The organism is Kitasatospora sp. NPDC088779 (assembly GCF_040685395.1).
Classification (GTDB): Bacteria; Actinomycetota; Actinomycetes; order Streptomycetales; family Streptomycetaceae; genus Kitasatospora.
The window spans coordinates 1-21,430 of sequence record NZ_JBFBHW010000049.1; the positions used below are offsets into that span (position 1 = coordinate 1).

The window sequence follows — 21,430 nt, forward strand, 5'->3', positions numbered from 1 at the left end:
ATGACCAACCGCCTGACCGCCAGCCCCGACAAAATCGGGCAATACCTCCGCCCGAAACCTCTCGCAGCAGCCTAAATCGGTATCGAACACCCTCTCAGTGATCACCGTCAAGGACCGCCGGGTGACGCACTGGCGCGACTACCTCGACCCCGTCGCCGTCTTCCGCGCCCTCGGATGGCCGTCCGATCACCGCTGACGGAGCGAGCCGCGGTCGCGCACGGGGGACACTGCCATGGCCGTGTCCCGGGCCGACCCGGCCGCCCGGGCCCGAGGCCGGCACCCGTTCCCGAGTCCTGGCCTGTCGCGACGGGCGCGGAGCGGCCGCGCGGTAGACATGGAGACCATGGAGCGCGCGCGAGACGACGTCTCGGACCCGGACCGGGCCGTGCCGAGGCCCGGTCGCCCCCGGGCCTGGGCTGGACTCTGGTACCCGGGCCGTGTGCGGCGGCGGGAGGAAGGTGGTCCGTGAACGTCGTGTTGAGCGAGGTGACGCCGCTCGCCCTGGCCATCGCGCTGTCGCCGCTGCCGATCGTTCCGGCGCTCTTCCTGCTGTTCACTCCCCGGCCCAGGGCGACGGGCGGAGCCTTCCTGGCCGGGTGGGCGGCCGGGATCCTCGTGGTGGCGTCGGTGTCCACGGCCCTCGCGGCCCTCATCGAGACCCGCGAGGAGACGCCCACCTGGGCGTCCTGGACGAAGGCCGTCCTCGGCGTGGTCCTCGTCCTGCTCGCCGGGCGGCAGTGGCGCTCCGGCTCCAAGACGGGGACCCCGGCCTGGATGCGGAGCCTCACGGATGCCACGTCGGCCAAGGCCCTGCGGCTGGGCCTTCTGCTGTCGGCAGCCAACCCGAAGAACATCCTGCTGTCCGCGGCGGCGGGGCTGACCATCGGCTCCGCCGAACTGGGTCCGTCCCGTGGCGTCACCGCCGTGGCGGTGTTCACCGCGATCGCCGTTTCCACCGTCGGGCTTCCCCTGCTGCTCCACATCGCGGCGGGGGAGCGGGTCCTCACTCCGCTGGGCAGGGCCAGGACGTGGTTGGAGACCCACAACAGCGCCGTCACCGCCCTGGTCCTGGCCGTGATCGGCGTGCTCCTCGTCGTCGAGGGTGTCACCGGACTGTGACCGGTACGAGGACCGCCTCCGCGGCGGTCCCCTCTCGGACCGTACGGCCCGGCCCTCCCGGCCGTCGCACGATGCGGCAGGAGGGCTGAGGCCGTGAGCGCGCGAGGCTAGAAGAACGTGGGCCGGCGCGGGACGTAGGGCTCTTCGAGGGAGTCGGTCTCCTCGGCGGTGAGCGTCAGGTCGAGCGCGGCGACGGCGTCGGCGAGGTGGTGCGGCTTGGTCGCGCCCACGATCGGGGCGGAGACCACCGGGTTCTTCAACACCCAGGCCATCGCGACCTGTGCCATCGACACACCGCGGGCCAGGGCGATGCGCTGGACAGCCTCGACGACGGCCCGGTCGCTGTCCAGGAAGATCGGCCGGTCCTGCTGATCGACTGTCCGGTTGAGCTCCGCACGTGGCGTGGAGCGTTCGCCCCAGGGCCGGGTGACCAGCCCCCCGCCCAGGGGGCTCCACGGAATGCTTCCCACGCCCTGGTCGGCGAGCAGGCCGAACATCTCGCGCTCCTCCTCGCGGTGGATCAGGCTGTACTGGTCCTGCATGGAGACGAACCGGGTCCACCCGCGGGCCTGCGCGGCATGCTGCATCTTGGCGAACTGCCAGGCCCACATCGACGAGGCACCGATGTAGCGGGCCTTGCCCGCCTTGACCACATCGTGCAGCGCCTCCATCGTCTCCTCGACCGGCGTCTGCGGGTCGAAGCGGTGGATCTGGTAGACGTCGACGTAGTCGGTGTCCAGGCGCCGCAACGAGGCGTCGATCTGTTCCATGACGGCCTTGCGGGACAGCCCCGACCCGCCCGGTCCCTGGTGCATCGGCGCCCACAGCTTGGTGGCCACGACGATGTCCTCACGCCGGGTGTACTTGCGCAGCGCCCGCCCGACGACCTCCTCCGAGGTGCCCAGACCGTAGATGTTCGCGGTGTCCCAGAACGTGATGCCGAGTTCGACGGCCTGGCGGAAGACCGGCTCGGCCGCGTCGTCGTCGAGCGCCCAGGTCGTCCTCCTGGCCGGGTCGCCGAAGCTCATACAGCCCAGGGCGATCCGGCTGATCCTGAGCCCCGACGTTCCCAAACGCGTGTACTCCATGGCGTACTCCTCTTCCTCGGTGACGTGGACGTGTGTACCTGCTCCGAAAGGCCGCCGCGCTCACTCCCCCCCACCGTGAACTCACCCTCGGCTGCGAGGCCCTGGAACTCGCCGCGACACCGGACTGACCCTCATGGCCTACGGCGCCGAACCCGCCATACCCGCGTGCGACGCCCTGAACCTGCTGGCCGGCTGGGCCGCGACGATGGATCGGGACCATGATCTCCGGCTCGGAAGCTCATCCCTCTCCCACCCCGCGGCCCGGCACCTCCGCCTGACCTCGCGCTCTCATCGCGCGTCCTCCCCGGCGACTGGTCAAGGGCGATCGTCGGCATTCATGGGGTCTGCTCTGTCGTGGGAGGGCCGGAGCGGCCGGCGGCCCTCGCGAGCGGTCAGGTGTCCGGGACGACGGCGACCGGGCAGCGGACGTGGTGGATCGCGGCGTGCGCCACCGGGCCGAGGTGGGCGCCGAGAGGCATCCGCCGGACGTGGCGGCCGAGGACGACCATCCGGGCCGTCTCCGACGCTTCCACCAGGACGATGGCGGCGTTGCCCCGGACGAGCTCGGACGTCACGGTCACCTGGGGGTAGCGGGCCAGCCAGAGGGCCAGGGCGTCGGCGAACCGCTTCCGCTCGGAGGCGGACAGCTCCTTCTCCAGCCCTCCGATGGCGTCGAACGCCATGTACTCGCTGCCGGCCGGCGGCGCCCAGACGTGGACGATCCGCAGGGGTGCCGAGCGGTGGGCGGCCGCCTCGAAGGCGAACGCGAGGACGTCGTCCGGCGGATGTGCGAGGTCGACGCCCACCAGGACGGGGTCGGTGGCGGCACCCCCCTCGCCCTCACCGGCCCGGACCAGCACCACCGGGCAGGTGGCCCGGCGTAGCACCTCCTGGCTCACCGAGCCGACCAGGAAGCCGCGCACGGGCCCCAGCCCCCGGGAGCCGAGTACGAGCACCGCGGAGGTCCGGCCGGCGGTCTCCAGCGCCTTGGCCGGGTCGTCGGGGACCTGGCGGGAGGAGACCTGGAGGCCGGCGTGCGTGGCGCGCAGCTCCGCCTCGCGGGCGGCCAGGGCGTCCCGGCTGCGGTTGTACACCTCGTTGGTGCCGACCGAGTCCCGCTTGGGCCAGGGCCAGGCCTGGAGGAGTTCGAGGGCGAGCCCGCGGCGCAGCGCCTCCCGGGCGGCCCACGCGGTGGCGGCGAGGCTCTCCGGCGAACCGTCGAAGCCCGCGACGACGGGACCGTTCACGGTGACGGGACCGTTCACGGCGACCTCCCAGGGGTCGGGTCCGGGCCGGTCGGGCCCGCAGCGAGTCGAGGGCGGCGGCGACCGTTTCGACCGCCCGCCGGAAGGGGCGGTCGAGCCGGACGCCGCGACCGTGGTCCATGCCGCGTCCCGCAGGTCGTACGTGGCCCGGGCATCCCGGCCAGTATCGGCGGGAGCCGCGGCCGGCGCCTCCCGGCGCAGGGCCGCGCCCCGGGCGGTCCGGCCCCGGCTCGGCGGATCGGCCGGGGGAACGTGGGTGGTCAGAGCACCGGTCAGGCGCGCGGGGCGGTGTGCAGGACGGCGAACAGGCCTCGTGCGCGCGTGCCGTCGGGCAGCTGCCAGAGGCCGCCGAGGTGGCCGGCCGTCTCCGGGGCCGGGAGGGCCGCGTCGTCCGCGGCGGGGTGCAGCACCCGGTGCAGGCGCAGGGTCGCGCCCCGGGGTGCCGACAGCTCGGTGCCCTCCTGGTCGTCGGCGGCGGCGGTGGGGCTCAGGGGGGTGTCGCCGCGGTAGGAGCGGGTGACCTCCAGGTCGGGGGTGTCGCTGATGTTCTGGTCCTGGGCTTGGACCCGGCCCTCGATCAGGGCCGACAACTGGGCGACCAGCACCGGGTCGTGGCAGCCGTCGTAGGCCCAGCGCCGCCCCAGCTCGCCGTGCTCCATGGTGCCGACGAGCGCGTGCTCCGCCCCGTCGAGCGGGGCGCCGCGGTAGGTGAGCGGGACGAAGTAGGTGGCGGGGGCGGGGCCCGAGGTGTCGGTGACCACCATGAACTCGATCCCGACCTCGCCCTGGGGGTCGTCCAGCCGGAAGCCGCCGGCCTTGGCCAGGTCCGGGGCGCCCGCGCCGCCGCGGTACCAGGGGCGGGAGGGGAGCCAGGAGGCGAGCAGCTCCAGCTTGCTCGGCTGGAGGGTGGTCTGGTGGATGACGGACATGCCGGGGGTCTCCTCCGTTGTGCGAATGCGATGGTCATACCCTCCCACCCGTGCGGGGCTGACGGGCGGGCAGGTTCCGCTGCGACGTTCGTTGCCGTTCCGGCCCGGTCCTGGCCCTGCTCCTGCTCCTGCTCCTGGCCCAACTCGCCTCCCCGTCCTCCGCCGTCCACCGGCGGGCCTCCCGCCCGGCACCCGCGCGGCCGTCGGGCGGTAGGGCGTACCGGCACCAACTCGCCAGTCTGGCTGGAAAGATGGTTTCGGGTCGGCCGAACTTGCGATCTTTCGGACAAGCAGGCGATCAAGGTCTTGATCTGCTGAGGGGTCACCCTTAGATTGCAGTGCAATGTCACACTGAACCGACCGACACGGCGTGCCTGGGGGACCGGTGCCGGACACTGCACAGCAAGTACCGCACCAGAGCGCCGACAAGCTGCCCCGGGTGTTCTACCGGCTGGCACTGGGCGACGCCCTGTCCACGTACGGGAGCCAGCTCGACCTGGTGGCGCTCAGCCTGTTCGCCTACGAGGCGGCCGGGAACGCGCTCGGCACGGCCGGGTACCTGATCATCCGGCTGGCCGGCGGCCTCGTCGGCGGCCTGGTCTCCGGGCGGCTGGTGGCCCGGACCGACCGGCGGCGGCTGATGACGGGTTGCGCGCTGGCCCAGGCGCTGGCCCTGGTCGTGGTGGCCCTCGCGCCGGTCCCGGCACGCATCCCGGTGCTCTACTCGCTCGCGCTGGTCTTCGGCGGCGCGGCCGCGGTGTGCGCCGTCGCGCTGCGGACCAGCATCCCGGAGATGGTCGGCTCCGAACGCAGGGCCCGTGCCAACAGCCTGATGGCCAGCTGCCGTTCGGCCGCCATGGTGCTCGGCTTCGCCTCCGCCGGCGTGGTGGTGGCCTGGGCCGGGTTCCGCGCGGCGCTGCTCATCGACGCGTCCAGCTTCCTGGTGTTCGCTGCGGTGGTGCTCCGGCTGCCGCTGCGCACCCGGGCCGAGCCCGCCGAGCAGTCCGCCGCAGAACCGGCTGATCCCGCCGGTCCCGCCGGTCCCGCCGCGGGGGCGAAGCGGCGCGGGAGCCGGTGGCAGGCGCTGATCGTCCTGCGGGCCGCCCCGGTGGTCGGCGCGATGGCGGCGATCCGGCTGCTGGACGCCTTCGGCTCGGCCGCGCACAACATCAGCCTGCCGGTCTTCGCCAACCAGCACTCTCCCGGCAACCCGGCCGCGCTGCTGGGCATGTTCTGGGCCACCTGGGCGGTCGGCAACCTCGGCGCCCAGCAACTGGTCTCCCGGCTCCTGCTGCGCCGGGGCATCGAACCGGGCGAGCGCGCCTTCGCCCTGGGCACCTGTCTGATGTCCGGCTGTTTCATCCTGGTCTTCACCGGACTGCCGACCCCGCTGTTCCTGCTGGCGGCGATCGGCGCCGGGCTCGGCGACGGCTTCACCGAGATCTCGTACACCACCCGGATCCAGGCCCTCGCCGACGAACGGCGCGGCCAGGCCTTCGGGTTGCTGACCTCCGCCGAGAACGTCGGCATGGGCACCGGGATGCTGCTGAGCGGATCGCTGCTGGCGCTGCTCAGCCCGCTGACCGTGGTCGGCGTCTCGCACGCCGTCCCGATCGTGCTGGCGCTCGGCTTCCTAATCGTGGTCGCCCGGTCCCGCAAACGCTGAACCCTCCACCCCGCCGCAGTCACCCCACCGCACCCCACCACACCCCACCACAAGCACCGCGCCACCGGATCCGCCGGCGCCACCGCGCCGCAGGCACCAGCCCGATCCGCTCACCCGCCGTACCCCGGGGCGGTCCGTACCCGCGCGCCCCGGCACCGATCCGAAAGGTGCCGTACCTGATGAGCTCCACCGGTCCCGACCGCGCCCGGCTGCGTGCCCTGGAGGCCCGGCTGCTGCTGCGTCCCGAGGTCGCCGACTGCGCGCTGCTGCCGGTCGAGCGCGCCGACGGCCGCCGCGGGCTGCTGGCCTACCTGGTGCCCGCCGCCGACACCGACACCGCCGCGCTGCGCCGCCGGGCCGCCGCTGCCCTGCTGGACGCCGACCCGAGCGCCGAGGTGCACCTCCTGGACGGCATCGTCCGCACCCCGCAGGGCGAGCCCGACCGCGCCGCACTGGCGGCCGCCGCCGCCCGGCCACCCGCCGAGCCCGGACCCGCCCTGCGCCACCTGCGCGAACTCACCGCGCACTGGCGGCCGTTCGGCGACACCGGGACGACGACGGGCCCCGCCCCGGACGGCCCGACGGCCGCCCCCGAGGGCGCCGGGACCGAGGCGGTCGGCGCCCCGCTGCCCGACCCGGCGCCGGCCGCGCCCCGGACGCTGCCCGAGGCGCTGCTGCGCGCCGCCGAGCGGCACCCCGGGCGCGGCCTGCACCTGGTCCGGGCCGACGGCGGGGCGACCCGGCTGACCTACCGCCGACTGCTGGAGCAGGCCCGGGAGACCCTCGCCCTGCTCACCTCCGCCGGACTGCGGGCGGGCGACCGGGTGATCCTCCAAGTCCCCGACCCGGAACGCTACTTCCCCACCCTGTGGGCCTGCCTGCTGGGCGGGGTGCAGCCGGTCACGGTGGCCCGCCCGCCGGCCTACGACGAGCGCAATCCCGTGCTGGAGAAGCTCTGGCACGCCTGGCAGACCCTGGAGGAGCCGCCGGTACTCGCCTGCGGCCCGGCCGTGGCGGGCCTGGCGCGGCTCGGGGAGTTCTACCCGGCGCCCGGGCTGCGGGTCATCGCGGTCGACCACCGGCCCGCCGATACCGGTGCCGCCACCGTCACCGGCGCCGCGCTCGACACCATCGGCGTGCCAGGCGCCGAGCACGCCCCGGACCCCGGCGACGTCGCGATCCTCCAGCTGTCCTCCGGCAGCACCGGCCGGTCCAAGGCGGTGCAGATCACCCACCGCGGCATCCTGGAGTACGTGGCCGGAGCCACCTCCCAGGGCAGCTCGCCCGAGGACGTCACCGTCAACTGGCTACCGCTGGACCACGTCGCCGGGCTGCTGATGTTCCACCTGCGGGACGTGGCGCTGGCCGCCGACCAGGTGCAGGTGCCCACCGAACTGGTGCTCGCCGACCCGCTGGTCTGGCTGGACACGCTGGAGCGCTACCGGGGCGCGCACTCCTGGTCGCCCAACTTCGGCTTCCGGCTGGTCGCCGAGGCGGTCCGGGCCGCCGACCCCGGCCGGCACTGGGACCTCTCCGCGCTCAAGTCGCTGATCAACGCCGGGGAGCAGTGCACCGAGGCGGTGCTGGACGAATTCCTCGCCGCCACCGGTCCGTTCGGCGTTCGCGCGGACCACGTCCTGCTCGGCTGGGGCATGGCCGAGACCTGCACCGTGATCACCTACAAGCGCTACCACGAGGACGGCGCCCGCCGCCTGGTGCGCACCGACTCGCTGACCGGACGGCTGGAGCCCACCGACCCCGCCTCGCGCGAGCGCGGCACCGGCTTCCTCAGCATGGGGCGTCCCGCGCCCGGCACCCGGATGCGGGTGGCGGGCGAGGACGGCCGGGCCCTGCCCGAGCACTGGGTCGGCCGGCTCCAGGTCAACTCCGGCCGGGTGACCCCCGGTTACCTGAACAACCCGGCCGCCGACCGGGAGTCCTTCGTCGGCGACGGCTGGTTCGACACCGGAGACCTGGCCTTCCTGGCCGACGGGGAGGTGGTGCTCACCGGCCGTCGCAAGGAGATCATCATCGTCAACGGGGTGCACTACTTCTGCCACGAGCTGGAGGACGTGGTCGCCTCGGTGGCGGGAGTGCGCTCCGGGCACGTCGCCGCCTTCGGGGTCCCGGACGACCGCACCGGCACCGAGCAGCTGGTGGTCGCCTACGTGCCGAACGACCAGGACGCCCCCGCACCGCCCGTGGCCGCCGAGGTCCGGCGGCTGCTGGCCGCCCGCCGACAGCCCGCCCCCGCCCTGGTGCTGCCGGTGCCGCCGGCGGAGTTCCCGCGCACCACCAGCGGCAAGATCCAGCGCACCGCGCTGCGCCGACGGCTGCTCGACGGCGAACTCGACGAGCACATCGTGGCCCTGGACCTGGCGGAGGCCAACTCCCGGACCCTGCCGGACTGCGTGCGCCGACTCGCCTGGGAACCCCGCCCGGTGCCGCAGGCCCCGGCGGCCGGAACGGTCCCGGGCGACGGGGCTCCGGCGGGGCCGACCCTGCTGCTCGGCCCCGCCGGCCCCGGCACCCTCGCCGAGGCGCTGCGCGCCGCCCTGCCACAGGCCGTGGTGGTGGACCGGCCGCCGACCACCGACCCGGGGGAGTGGCTGCGGGCGCTCGGCGAGGAGCGTCCCGCGCGGGTGGTGCACCTGTGGGGCGCGGGGCCCGAGGGTGCGCCGCGGCCCTCGGACGCCGCTGCGCGGGACGAAGCGCTGCTCGCCCTGCTGCGGGCCCTGGCCGGCCGGCCGCCGATCGGCGAGCTGGTCACCGTCAGCGCCGGGTTGCATGCCGTGCTCCCCGGTGAACTCCCGGACCCGAGTGCGGATTTGACGGCAGCGCTGATCGCCGGAGCCCGGGCCGAGCAACTGGTGCCGGCCGCCCGGCACATCGACCTGCCGGCGGGCGCACCGGCCGCCGAGCAGGCCGCCGCGCTGCTCGCCCTGCTGACCGAGGCCCGGCCGGAGCCGGAGTGCGCCTGGCGCGAGGGCCGCCCGTGGGTGCCCCGGCTGGGACCGGCCGGGACCGTGACCGGGACCGCCACCGCCACCGCCACCGCCACCGACGCCGACGCCGACGCCGGGATCGTGAGCGGGCCCGGCGCCGGGACCGCAACCGAGGGCTGCTCACTGCTCACCCCCGGCGCCCGCTACCTGGTCACCGGCGGCCTCGGCGGGATCGCCGCCGAGCTGCTGCCCGGCCTGCTCCGCGACCACGGCTCCCGGCTGCTCGTGATCGGCCGCACCGACCTGGACGCGCCGACCGCCGAGGCGGCCGAGCGCCGCGCCGCGCTGCACCGGCTGTCCTCCTACGGCGGCCGGGTCGACTACCGCCGCGCCGACGTGACGGACCCCGAGCAGCTGGCAGCGGTGGTCGCCGAGGCCGAACGGGACTGGCAGGCGCCGCTGGACGGCGTTCTCCACCTCGCCGGCAGCTACCGGCTCGCGCTGCTCGCCGACACCGGCCCCGACGGCTGGCGCGAGGCGGTGCGCGCCAAGACGACCGGCACGGACCACCTCGTCGAGCTGGTCCGGAAGCGGCCCGGCGCCCAGTTCGTCGGCTTCTCCTCGATGGTCGGCTTCCAGGAGGCCGTCGGTTCCACGGCGTACGCCGCCGCCAACCGCTACCTGGAGAGCGCCGTGGAACGGCTGCACCGGGAGACCGGGGCCCCGGCCTGGACGATCTCCTGGGGCCTGTGGAGCGGGGTCGGCATGAACCGCGCCACCGACCACGAGCAGGCCGCCGCCGACCGGGGCATCGCCGTGCTGAGCGCCGCGCACGGCCGCCGACTGGCCTCGCTGCTGCTGGCCGCCGCCCCGGGCCGCTGGTACGCCGGGCCCGACCCGAGCGCTCCGGCCGCGCGCCGCCGCCTGCTGGCCACCGCACCGCGACCGGTCCGCGAAGCGCCCGACGAGCGGCCGACCGCCGCGCGGCCGACCGACGAGCGGGCCCCACAGCGGGCCACCGAGCCGCCCGCAGCCGTACCGTCCGCCGCCACCGGGCCCGCCGGCCCCGTCCACCCCGCCACCCCTGCCGCCGCCGAGTTGCGCCGGGCCGTCCTGGACGCCTTCGAGGCCGTCCTCGACACCCCGCTCGACCCGGGCCGCCCGCTCGCCGAACTCGGCATCGGATCACTCCAGTTGATGCGGGTGCACGGCGCGCTCGGCGCCGTCCTGCCGACGCCCCCGGCGCCCACCGAGCTGTTCCGGCACCCCACCGTGGACGCCCTGATCGCGCACCTGGCCGAAGCGCCCACCGCCGCCACGACCGCCGCCGCCACGACCGCCGCCGCCGCGCCCGGCGCCGCCCAGGACGGCGGCCCGGACGGCGGCGACCGCCGGGTGGCCATCGTCGGCCTGGCCCTGCGCTTCCCCGGCGCCGACACCCCCGAGCAGTACTGGCGCAACATCGTCGACGGCGTCCGCAGCACCACCCGCTTCACCGAGGACGAACTGGCGGCGGCCGGTCTGCGCCCGGCGGAGTACCGCCACCCCGACTTCGTCCCGGTGACCGGCGCGCTGCCCGACACCGACCGCTTCGACGCCGAGGCCTTCGGCATCAGCGGCACCGAGGCGGCGCTGATGGACCCCCAGCAGCGCCTGCTGCTGGAGATCTGCCGCCAGGCCCTGGAGGACGGCGGCTACGACGCCCCCGACCCGCGCCGCCCGGTCGGGGTCTTCGCTGGCACCGGGATGACCCTGTACGCGCTGCGCAACTACTACCAGCACACCCTGGCCGCCACCGCCGACCCGGCCGAGCCGGTGGCCGCGCTCCAGACCGCGATCGGCAACCAGGCCGACTTCGCCGCCACCAGGGTCGCCTACCGGCTGGGCCTGACCGGGCCGGCGATCGGCGTGCAGACGGCCTGCTCGACCTCGCTGGTCGCGGTGCACCTGGCGGTGCAGTCGCTGCTGGCGGGCGACTGCGACCTGGCGCTGGCCGGGGCCGCCGCCCTGCACATCCCGCAGGCCGCCGGATACCGCTACGAGGAGGGGTCGATCCTCTCCCCGGACGGCGCCTGCCGGGCCTTCGACGCGGCGGCCGGCGGCACGGTCGGCGGCAACGGCGTCGCGGCCGTCCTGCTCAAGCGCCTGGACCGGGCGCTGGCGGACGGCGACACCGTGCACGGCGTGATCCTCGGCTCGGCCGTCAACAACGACGGCGGGCTCAAGGTCGGCTACACCGCGCCCAGCGTGGACGGGCAGGCCGCCGTGGTCGGCCGGGCCCTGGACCTGGCCGGGGTGCCGGCCGAGAGCGTCGGCTACATCGAGGCGCACGGCACCGGCACCCCGCTCGGCGACCCGATCGAGTTCCGGGCGCTGTCCCAGGCGTTCCGCGCCCGCACCGAGGCCGCCGACTTCTGCTCGCTCGGCTCGGTGAAGCCCAACATCGGCCACCTGGACACCTGCGCGGGAATGGCGGGGCTGATCAAGGCCCTGCTGGTGCTGCGGCACGGCACGATCCCGCCGCTGGTCAACTTCAGCCGCCCCAACCCCGCGCTGGAGCTCGCGGGAAGCCCGTTCCGGCTCTCCGCCGAGCGCCGGGACTGGCCGGCCGGCCCCACCCCGCGCCGGGCCGGGGTCAGCGCGCTGGGCGTCGGCGGTACCAACGCCCACCTGGTGCTGGAGGAGGCGCCGGCCGCGCCCGGCATCGCCGACCCGCGCCCCGCCCCGACCGTGCTGCCGCTGTCCGCCCGCACCGAGCAGGGCCTGACCGCCCTGGCCGGCCTGCTCCGCGACCGGCTGGCCACCGGGCCTGCCCCCGCCCCCGGCGACCTGCCGCTCACCCTCGGCGGCGGCCGTCGCGCGCTGCGCCACCGCCTCGCCGTCACCGGCGCCGACCCCGACGAGCTGCGCCGGGGCCTGGAGGCCCACCTCGCGGGCCGCACCTCCGGCGCCGCACCCGCTGCGGGCCGTACCTCCGGCGCCGTACCTGTGACGGGCCGCACCTCCGGCGGCGTACCCGTCCACCGCGAGGCCCGGCGCGGCGACGTGCAGCCGGTGCTGCTCTTCACCGGCCAGGGCGCCCAGTACCGGGGCATGGCCGCCGAACTCCACCGCGCCTTCCCGGTCTTCCGGGCCGTGCTGGACGAGTGCGACCGGCTGCACCGCGACGCCTGGGGCGAGCCGCTGCTGCCGCTGCTGCTCGACGCCGTGCCCGAGGGCGCCGACGACGCCTGGACCACCGAGGCGGCGCAGCCCGCGCTGTTCGCCCTGCAAGCGGCCTACCTGCGGCTCTGGCAGGAGCTCGGGCTCCGTCCGGCCGCGGTCGCCGGGCACAGCGCCGGCGAGTACGCGGCCTTCCACGCGGCGGGTGCGCTCGACCTCGCCGACGGGATGTTCCTCACCGCGTTGCGCGGGCGGCTGATGCACCGGGCGACCGAGCCCGGCGCCATGACGGCGGTGATGGCCGGCCCGCAGCGGCTCGCCGCACTCGGTGACTGGCTGCCCGGGGTGGAGCTGGCCGTGGTCAACGGCGCCGGCCAGTGCGTGCTGGCCGGCGCGCCGCGCGAGATCGCGGCAGCCGAGGCCGTGCTGGCCGCCGACGGCGTGACCACCGAACGGCTCGCCACCGACCGGGCCTTCCACTCCCGCCTGCTCGACCCGGTGCTCGACCCGTTCCGCGAGCAGCTCGCCCGGCTGCGCCTGCGGCCGTTGACCGTACCGCTGGTGAGCAACCTGGGCGGCGAGGTGCTGGCTCCCGGCACCGTGCCCACGCCCGACTACTTCGTCCGGCAGACCCGGGAGACCGCGCGCTTCGACCTGGTCCTGGCCGCCCTGGACGGGCAGGGCCGCGAGCTCTTCCTTGAGCTCGGCCCGCACCCGACGCTCACCGGCATGGGCCGCCGGGAGCTGCCGCACCGCCACTTCGTGGCCGGCGCCCGGCGCGGCGCACCGCCGGAGCGGCAGTTCGGCGTCGCGGCCGCCGCGTTGTGGTCCCACGGCGTCCCGCTCGACTGGGCACGCTTCGCCGCCGCCCGTGACTGGCCGGACGGCCCGGCCCGCCGCGTTCCCCTGCCGACCACCGTCTTCCAGCGCCGCCGCCACTGGTTCACCGCCCCCGACCGGCCGACCACCGAGGACTCCGCCATGCACCAGGCACCGCCGCCCCGGCAGCCCGTTCCGCCGTCGTCCATACCCGAGGCCGTATCGACGCCCGGCCCGGTGCCCGTCGTATCGGCACCCGCCGCAGTGGCGCCCGCAGTGACGCCCGCAGCGAGCCCCGAGCAACTGGCCGAGGAGGCCGTGCTGCGCCAGGTGCTGGAGCAGACGGCCCGCCAGCTCGGCCACGACGAGGGGTCGGTCGGAGCCGACGAGCCCTTCTTCGACCTCGGCGCCGACTCGCTCTCGATGATCAACATGATCCGGGACCTGGAGCGGACCTTCCGGGTACGGGTCTCGATGCGCGAACTGTTCGAGGCGGCGGACACCCCGGCCCGGCTGGCCGGGCTGATCGCCGGCCGGCTGGAGCCCGCCGTCCGGGACGCGCTGCTACCGGCCGCCGCGCCCGAGCCGGCGGCGGCTCCGGCACCGGTCCCTGCCTCCGTCCCCGCCTCGGCCCCGGAAGCGGCACCGATACCGGCACCGATACCGGCTCCGGCACCCCCGCCCCAGGTGGTCGCGGCAGCCGCCGTCCCCGCTCCGCCCGTCCACCTCGCTCCGCCCGTCCCGTCCGTGCCCGCGTCACCGCCCGCGCTCGCCCCGGTGGCCGACGGCGCCGGCCTGATCGAGCGCCAGCTCGACCTGCTCGGCCAGTTCTCCGACCTGATGCGCGACCAGCTCGGCCTGCTGGCCGGGACCGGGGCGGCGCCGCCCGCGCTCCCCGGGGCTGCCGCCCCCGTCGCCCTGCCGCCGGCCGTCGCCCAGGTCGCTGCCGTCACCCCGGCCGCCGCTGCCCCCGCCGTCACCTCCGCCGCCGCCGCACCCGCGTCGGCCACCCCGCCCGCCCCGCAGGTGCACGGCCCCCGGGTGACCGTCTCCCGGGAGTCCGGCATGGCCTCCGGCGGCCTGACCGACCAGCAGCGCGCCCACGTGGACGAGCTGGTCGCCCGCTTCACCGCCCGGACCGCCGCCTCCAAGGCGGTCACCCGCCGCCACCGGCGCACCCTCGCGGACAGCCGCGCCGTGGTCGGCTTCCGCTCCGCGACCAAGGAGATGCTCTACCCGCTCGCCGCCCGCCGGGCCCGGGGCTCCCGCCTGGAGGACCTCGACGGCAACACGTACGTCGACATCACCATGGGCTTCGGCGTCCTGCTGTTCGGCCACGACCCGGAGTTCGTCTCCGACGCCGTCCGCGAGCACCTGGCCGGCGGACTGCGGCTGGGCCCGCGCGGCCCGGAGACCGGCGAGGCCGCCGAACTGCTGGCGGAGCTGACCGGCACCGAGCGGGTCGCGTTCGCCAACTCCGGCACCGAGGCGAACGCCGGGGCGATCCGGCTGGCCCGCGCGTACACCGGCCGCGACAAGATCGTCATGTTCGAGGGCTCCTACCACGGCCACTTCGACCACACCCTGGGCCGGACCGTGGGCCGCGGCGCCGACCGGGAGACCGTCCCGGTGTCGATCGGCATCCCCGGCAGCGCGGTCGCCGACCTCGTGGTGCTGCGGTACGGCGATCCGGAGAGCCTCCAGGTGATCGAGGAACTCGGCGACCGGATCGCCGCCGTGCTGGTCGAACCCGTCCAGAGCCGCCACCCGGGGCGCCAGCCGGTCGACTTCGTCCGCTCGCTGCGCGAACTGACCGCCCGCCGAGGCATCGTGCTGGTCTTCGACCAGATGCTCACCGGCTTCCGGCCGCACCTGCGCGGTGCCGAGGGCTTCTGGGGCGTGACCCCGGACGTCTCCACCTACGGCAAGGTGCTCGGCGGCGGCTACCCGATCGGCGCGATCGCCGGGCGCGCCGACATCCTGGACGGGATCGACGGCGGCCACTGGGACTACGGGGACGACAGCTACCCGCCCAGGGACACCACCTTCTTCGGCGGCACCTACATCCAGCACCCGCTGGCGATGACCGCGGCGGGCGCCGTGCTGCGCCACCTCAAGGCGTCCGGCCCCGGCTTGCAGGAGCGGCTGAACGCCCGCACCGACGAGCTGGCCGCGACCCTCAACGGGTTCTTCGAGGAGGAGGAGTTCCCGCTGCGGCTGGCCCACTTCGGCTCGCTGTTCCGGTTCGAGCCGCGGGCCGACATGGAACTGCTCTTCCCGCAGCTGCTGACCCGCGGGGTCTACGTGTGGGAGTGGCGCAACTTCTTCCTCTCCACCGCCCACACCGACGGCGACCTGGAGTTCGTGGTCGACGCGGTCCGCGACTCGCTGCGCGACCTGCGGCGCGGCGGCTTCTTCCCGGCCTCGCCCGGGGTACGGCTCCCGGCCCCGCGCCCGGCGGCCGCACTCCCGGAGCCCGCGGCGGACGACCGTACGAGCACCGGCACCACCGGCACCACCGGCACCACCGGCACCACCGGCACCACCGGCACCACCGGCACCACCGGCGCCGGCCACACCGAGCCCGCCGGGACGCCGTACCACCCGGTCAGCGACCCGCAGCGCCCGGTCGACTTCAGCCTCTACTTCTTCGGCGACTACCCCCTGGACTCCCCGGAGGACGAGAAGTACCGCATCGTCCTGGAGAGCGCCCGCTTCGCCGACCGGCACGACTTCCACGCCGTCTGGCTGCCGGAGCGCCACTTCCACTCCTTCGGCGGGATCTTCCCCAACCCCTCGGTCCTGGCCGCCGCACTGGCCCGGGAGACCACCCGGATCCGGCTCAACGCGGGCTGCGCGGTCCTGCCGCTGCACCACCCCGTCCGGGTGGCCGAGGAGTGGTCGGTGGTCGACAACCTGTCCGGCGGCCGGGTCGGCCTGGGCTGCGCCAGCGGCTGGCACCCCAACGACTTCCTGTTCTTCCCCGAGAACTACGGCGGCCACAAGGAGCTGATGCACCAGCAGATCGACACCGTCCGGGCGCTGTGGCGCGGCGAGCCCTACCGGGGCCGCAACGGCAAGGGGGAGCCGATCGAGGTGACCCTGCACCCGCGCCCGCTGCAGGAGCAGCCGCCCATGTTCACCGCGATCGTCGGCAACCCGGACAGCTTCCGCGAGGCCGCCCGGCACGACCTGGGCATCATCACCAACCTGATGACCCAGGACGTCGCCCAGCTCGCCGGGAACGTCGCGCTCTACCGGCGCACCCGGGCCGAGCACGGCCTCGACCCGGAGGCCGGCCGGGTGGTCGTGCTCGTCCACACCTACCTGGGCGCCGACCTCGCCACCGCCCGCGAGCAGGCGTACCGCCCGTTCTGCCACTACCTGCGCTCCTCGCTCTCGCTGTTCGGGCAGATGGCCAACAGCCTCGGCCTGACCCTGGACTTCGAGAACACCCCGGAGGAGGACCTGGAGTTCGTGCTGGAGCGCGCCTACGAGCGGTACTGCGCCTCCCGCGCGCTGATCGGCACCCCGGAGAGCGTGCGGTCCGTCCTGGCCGAGCTACGGGCGGCCGGCGCGGACGAGATCGCCTGCTTCGTGGACTTCGGGCTCGCCCCCGACCTGGTGGCCTCCGGCCTGCCGCAGATCGACGCCCTGCGCCGCTCCGCCCAGCGCGGCGCCCCGCTGTCCTACGCGCAGCAGCGGATGTGGTTCCTGCACCGGATGCTGCCCGACACCGGGCAGTACAACGAGGTCAAGGCCATCGAGCTGGACGGCCCGCTCGACCCGGCCGCACTCGACACCGCGCTGCGCGCGCTGGTCGAACGGCACGTCGGGCTGCGCAGTGCCTTCCGCGAGCAGGACGGCGAACCGTTCCAGCAGGTGCTCCCGGTGCCCGAGGGCCCGCTGCTGGAGCGGGTCGCGGCCGACGGGCCCGAGCACGAGGCGGTGGCCGCGCTGGTCGCCGCCGAGGGTACCCACCGCTTCGACCTGACCGAGGGCTCGCTGTTCCGGGCCCGGCTGCTGGAGACGGGGCCCGACCGGCAGGTCCTGGTGCTGTCGATGCACCACATCGTGATCGACACCCTGTCCACCGTGGTGATCACCCGGGAACTGGGCGAGCTGTACCGGGCCGCCCGGGAGCAGCGCCCCGCCCGGCTGCCGGTGCTCACCACCACCCCGGCCGCCGAAGCCGCCCGGGAGCGGGCCGCGGTGGCCGCCGGGGCGTACGACGAGAGCCTCGCGTACTGGCGCAAGGTGCTCGGCGGCGACCTGCCGGTGCTGGCCCTGCCGACCGACCGGCCGCGCCCGGCGGTGCCGGACGGCCGGGGCCGCTCCCACGTCCGCCAACTTCCCGCCGAACTCTCTGACGGCCTGCGGGACTTGGCCCGCAGCCGCCGCTCGACCCTGTTCATGGTGCTGCTCACCGCCTTCGCCGGGGTGCTGCAGCGCTACGGCGGCCAGGACGAGGTGGTGCTGGGCACCCCGGTGGCCAACCGGACCGAGGGCACCGAGAACCTGGTCGGCTTCTTCGTCAACTCGCTGGCGCTGCGGCTGGACCTGTCCGGGGAACCGGACTTCGCCGAGGCGCTGGACCGGGTCCGCTCCAGCGCGCTGGACGCCTACGAGCACCAGCAGCTGCCCTTCGAGGTCCTGGTCCAGGAGCTCAACCCGCAGCGGGACACCAGCCGCAACCCGCTCTTCCAGGTCCTCGTCGAGTTCGAGAACCACGCCGTCTTCGAACTCGACCTGCCCGGGGTGACGGCCCGCCCGCTGGACCACGTGGTGGACCGCTCCGCCTTCGACCTGTCGCTCTTCCTCACCAACCTGCCGGACGGCATCCGCTGCCACGTCGAGTACGCCGAGGCCCTGTTCGACCGGGCCACGGTGGACCGGCTGTTCGACGCCTTCCAGCGGCTGCTCACCGCCGCCGTCGCCGACCCGGCCCGCCCGCTCGCCGAACTGACGGCCACCCCGGCCGACCCCGCCCTGGAGTGCGGGCCCGAGGCGCAGCCGGCGCCCGCGCACCCGCTGGCGGCGGTGGCCGCCGTCGCGGCCGCCCGTCCGGACGCCCTCGCGGTGGTCGCCGCCGACGGCACCGGGACCGACTACCGGACGCTGCACGCCCGGGCCGGCGAGCTGGCCGGCCGGCTGCTGGCCGCCGGGGTGCGGGAGGGCAGCCGGGTGGGCGTGCTGCTGCCGCGCTCGGTGGACCAGGTGGCCGCGCTGCTGGCCGTGCTGCGCCTCGGCGCCGTCCACGTGCCGATCGACCCGCTGCAGGGCCCAGAGCGCTGCCGGCTGATCGCCGCGGACAGCGCACCGGCCGTGCTGCTCACCGCCTCGGACACGGACCTGATGGGCCTGTCCCTGCCGACGGTCCTGACGGACTCCGATGCCGAGGCCGATGCCGAGGCCGTCGTCGCCGCCGAACTGCCGCCGCTGCCCGCCCCCTCCGCGCAGGCCCCCGCGTACCTGCTGTACACCTCCGGCTCCACCGGCCGCCCCAAGGGCGTGCTGATGCACACCCTCGGCCTGTCCGCGCTGCTGGCCTGGAACGTCGCCGAGCACCCGGCCGCCCGCACGCTGCAGTACGCCTCCTGCGGGTTCGACGTCAGCGTCCAGGAGGTGCTCACCACGCTGGCCGGCGGCGGCACCCTGCTGCTGATCGAGGAGGAGACCCGCTACGACGTGACGGCGCTGGCCGCCGTGGTCCGCGCGACCCGGGCCGAGCGGCTGCACCTGCCGTACACCCCGCTGGCCGCGCTGGTCGACGCCCTCGGCGGCGAACCGGTGCCCGACCTGCGCGAACTGATCACGGGCGGCGAGCAGTTGCTGCTCACCCCCGGGCTGCGGGCCTTCCTCGCCCGCAACCCCGGCTGCCGGCTGATCAACCACTACGGCCCCACCGAGACCCACGCCGTCACGGCCGGCGAGGTCGCCCCGGACGGACCGGACCACGCGGCGATCGGCCGCCCGGTGCCGGGCACCCGCATCCTGCTGCTGGACGCCGCCGGGCGCCCCGTCCCGCCCGGGGCGGTCGGCGAGATCCACGCGCTCGGCGTCCAGGTCGGGCTCGGCTACCCCGGCCGGGAGCAGGAGAGCGCCGCCGTCTTCACCGACACCCCGGACGGCCGCCGCTACCGCACCGGCGACCTCGGCCGCTGGCGGCCCGACGGCACCCTGGAGTACCTCGGCCGCGCCGACCGCCAGGTCAAGGTGCGCGGCTACCGGATCGAGCCGGGCGAGGTCGAGACCGTGCTGCAGTCCGTCCCGGGCGTGCGCGGCGCGGCCGTGACGGCCCGCCGCACCGAGACGGGCACCACGCTGGCCGGGTACGTGCAGTGCGCCGCCGCCGAACTGCCCCGGGTCCGCGACCACCTGGCCGACCTGCTGCCCGAGCACATGGTGCCGGGGCTCTGGGCCGCGGTGGCGGCGCTGCCCTTCACCGCGCACGGCAAGCTGGACGCCGCCGCCCTGCCGGAGCCGCTGCCGCTGGGCGCGGGCCGGGCCGCCGTCGCCCCGGCCACCGAACTGGAACGCACCGTGCAACGGCTGTGGGAGGAGGAGCTCGGCCGCCCCGCAGGCGTGGAGACCTCCTTCTTCGACCTCGGCGGGCACTCGCTGGCCGCCACCCGGCTGCTGAACCGGGTCCGCGAGGCCACCGGGATCCGGACCGGCGTCCTGGACTTCTTCCGCCGCCCGACCATCCGCGCCATGGCCGCCCAGCAGCCGCAGACCGAGGACCGCCAGGCCCCGGCCTACGAGGAGGGCACGCTGTGACGACCCCTATCGACGATGGCTGGCACCGGCTCGTCCGGCTGCTCGACGAGCGCGAGATCGTCCTGCGCACCACCGGCGACCGGCTCGGCTACCTCGCCCCGCCCGGCGCGCTCGACGAGGAGGCCACCGGGCTCGTCCGGGCCCACCGGGAACGGCTGCTGACCACCCTGACCGGCGCCGGCACGGCCCTCGCCGCCGCGCCCGCCGGGGTGGCACAGCGCCGGATGCACCGGGCGCACGACCGGGCGGCGGACCCGGCGGTGTGGAACATCACCCAGCGGATCGCCCTGCGCGGGCCGCTGGAGCCCGAGCGGCTGGCCGCCGCGCTGACGGCGCTGACCGGGCGCCACGAGAGCCTGCGCACCAGCTACCGGGACACCGACCTGGGCCTGCTCCAACAGGTGCTGCCGAACGCCCCGGTGCGGCTCCCGGTCGCCGACCTGCGCACGCTCACGCCCGGTGCGCGGGACGCGGCGCTCGCCGAGGCCACCCGGGCCGAGAGCGACCGCCCCTTCGACCTGGCCACGGCCCCGCTGCTGCGCGCCCGGCTGCTGCGGCCCGCCGATGACGCGTGGGTGCTGCTGCTGACACTCCATCACATCGCGGTCGACGGCTGGTCGTTGGCCACTCTGCTGGCCGATCTGGGCACGTTGTACCGCCCGGACGGGCGGCTGCCGGAGGACCCGGGCCGGATGACCGACCACGCCTGCTGGGAGCGGACCGTGGTCACCCGCGCCGCTGTCGCCGAGGCCGCCGACCACTGGGCCAAGACCCTGGACGGCGTCGCGTCGGCGGTGGACCTGCCCACCGCCCGCCCCCGCCCCGCACAGCGCTCCGGGCGGGGCGCCACGGCCGCCTTCCGCCTCCCCGCGGCACTGGCCGAGGCGGTGGGCCGCTACGCCGCCGCCCGCTCCACCACCGCCTCGGCCGTCCTGCTCGCCGCCTACGCGCGGCTGCTGGGCGAGCTGAGCGGGGCGGCGGAGACCCTGGTGGTGCTCTCCCACGCCAACCGCACCCGGCCGGCCGACGAAGGGGTCGTCGGCCTGCTCACCTTCGGCCTCCCGATCCGGCTGCCCACCCGCTCCCCGGGCGGGTTCGGGGCGTCGGTCGACACGGCCGCGACGGCGATCGCCACCGCCCTCGACCACGCCACCGTCCCCTTCGGCCTGCTGGTCGAACCGCTGCGCGAACGCGGCGTCCGGCTGCCGGACGCCTACCCGCAGGTCCTGCTCACCGTGCAGAGCACCCCGCCCGCCGTCCTCGACCTCCCCGGCCTGACCGCCGAGGTCGAGGACGTGCCGGGCCCCTCGGCCCGCTCCGACCTCCTGCTGCTCCTCACCCCGGACGCGGACGGCTACGAGGGCCTGGCCGAGTACGACGCCGACCTGTTCGACCCGGACACCGTGCGTTCCTGGCTCGACACCCTGGTGAACGACCTGGCCCGGCACCTGACGGACCGGCCGGGCTGACCGGGCGGACTGGCCGATCGGCGGCTGACCCGGCCGAGAGGGCCTACGACCGGGTCAGCCGCCGCTCGGGCTCCTCGGCGTCGGCTTGCCGGGGGAGTGGAAGCACCCCGGGCAGTGCGATCGGAGACCAGAATTTTCCGTGGAAAATTCTCCCAGCACGAGAGCACACCGGGGGGAGCATCACCGGC

General features: G+C 75.6%; 7 protein-coding genes. 4 read left to right on the forward strand and 3 right to left on the reverse strand.

All coding sequences use genetic code 11. The annotated features are described in order from the left end of the window. Positions 1-465: 465 nt before the first annotated feature. Positions 466-1,119 (forward strand): GAP family protein, encoded by a 654-nt coding sequence (locus tag AB0P03_RS32355; RefSeq protein ID WP_363632185.1) that lies wholly within the window; start codon positions 466-468, stop codon positions 1,117-1,119. Between the two features lie 107 nt (positions 1,120-1,226). Here the strand turns inward: AB0P03_RS32355 and AB0P03_RS32360 are convergent, their stop codons facing one another. The 3 genes from AB0P03_RS32360 to AB0P03_RS32370 form a co-directional block, all read right to left on the reverse strand. Continuing rightward, positions 1,227-2,207, reverse strand: a complete 981-nt coding sequence (locus AB0P03_RS32360; protein ID WP_363586653.1) for an aldo/keto reductase — start codon at positions 2,205-2,207, stop codon at positions 1,227-1,229. A 392-nt stretch (positions 2,208-2,599) separates the two neighbouring features. Continuing rightward, positions 2,600-3,472: a universal stress protein gene (locus AB0P03_RS32365; protein WP_363632186.1), complete on the reverse strand. Its 873-nt coding sequence runs from the start codon at positions 3,470-3,472 to the stop codon at positions 2,600-2,602. 272 nt (positions 3,473-3,744) lie between these two features. After that, positions 3,745-4,401, reverse strand: coding sequence for a 1,4-alpha-glucan branching protein (locus AB0P03_RS32370; RefSeq protein WP_363586651.1), 657 nt, complete (start codon positions 4,399-4,401; stop codon positions 3,745-3,747). 385 nt (positions 4,402-4,786) lie between these two features. Between AB0P03_RS32370 and AB0P03_RS32375 the strand changes: the two genes are divergently transcribed. The 3 genes from AB0P03_RS32375 to AB0P03_RS32385 all read left to right on the forward strand — a co-directional run bounded on the left by AB0P03_RS32375 (position 4,787) and on the right by AB0P03_RS32385 (position 21,242). After that, positions 4,787-6,067, forward strand: a complete 1,281-nt coding sequence (locus AB0P03_RS32375; RefSeq protein ID WP_363632187.1) for an MFS transporter — start codon at positions 4,787-4,789, stop codon at positions 6,065-6,067. A gap of 179 nt (positions 6,068-6,246) precedes the next feature. Next, positions 6,247-19,773 (forward strand): MupA/Atu3671 family FMN-dependent luciferase-like monooxygenase, encoded by a 13,527-nt coding sequence (locus tag AB0P03_RS32380; RefSeq protein ID WP_363632189.1) that lies wholly within the window; start codon positions 6,247-6,249, stop codon positions 19,771-19,773. Beyond that, positions 19,770-21,242, forward strand: coding sequence for a condensation domain-containing protein (locus AB0P03_RS32385; protein ID WP_363632190.1), 1,473 nt, complete (start codon positions 19,770-19,772; stop codon positions 21,240-21,242). Before AB0P03_RS32380 ends, AB0P03_RS32385 begins: the two co-directional genes overlap by 4 nt. Positions 21,243-21,430: the final 188 nt, after the last annotated feature.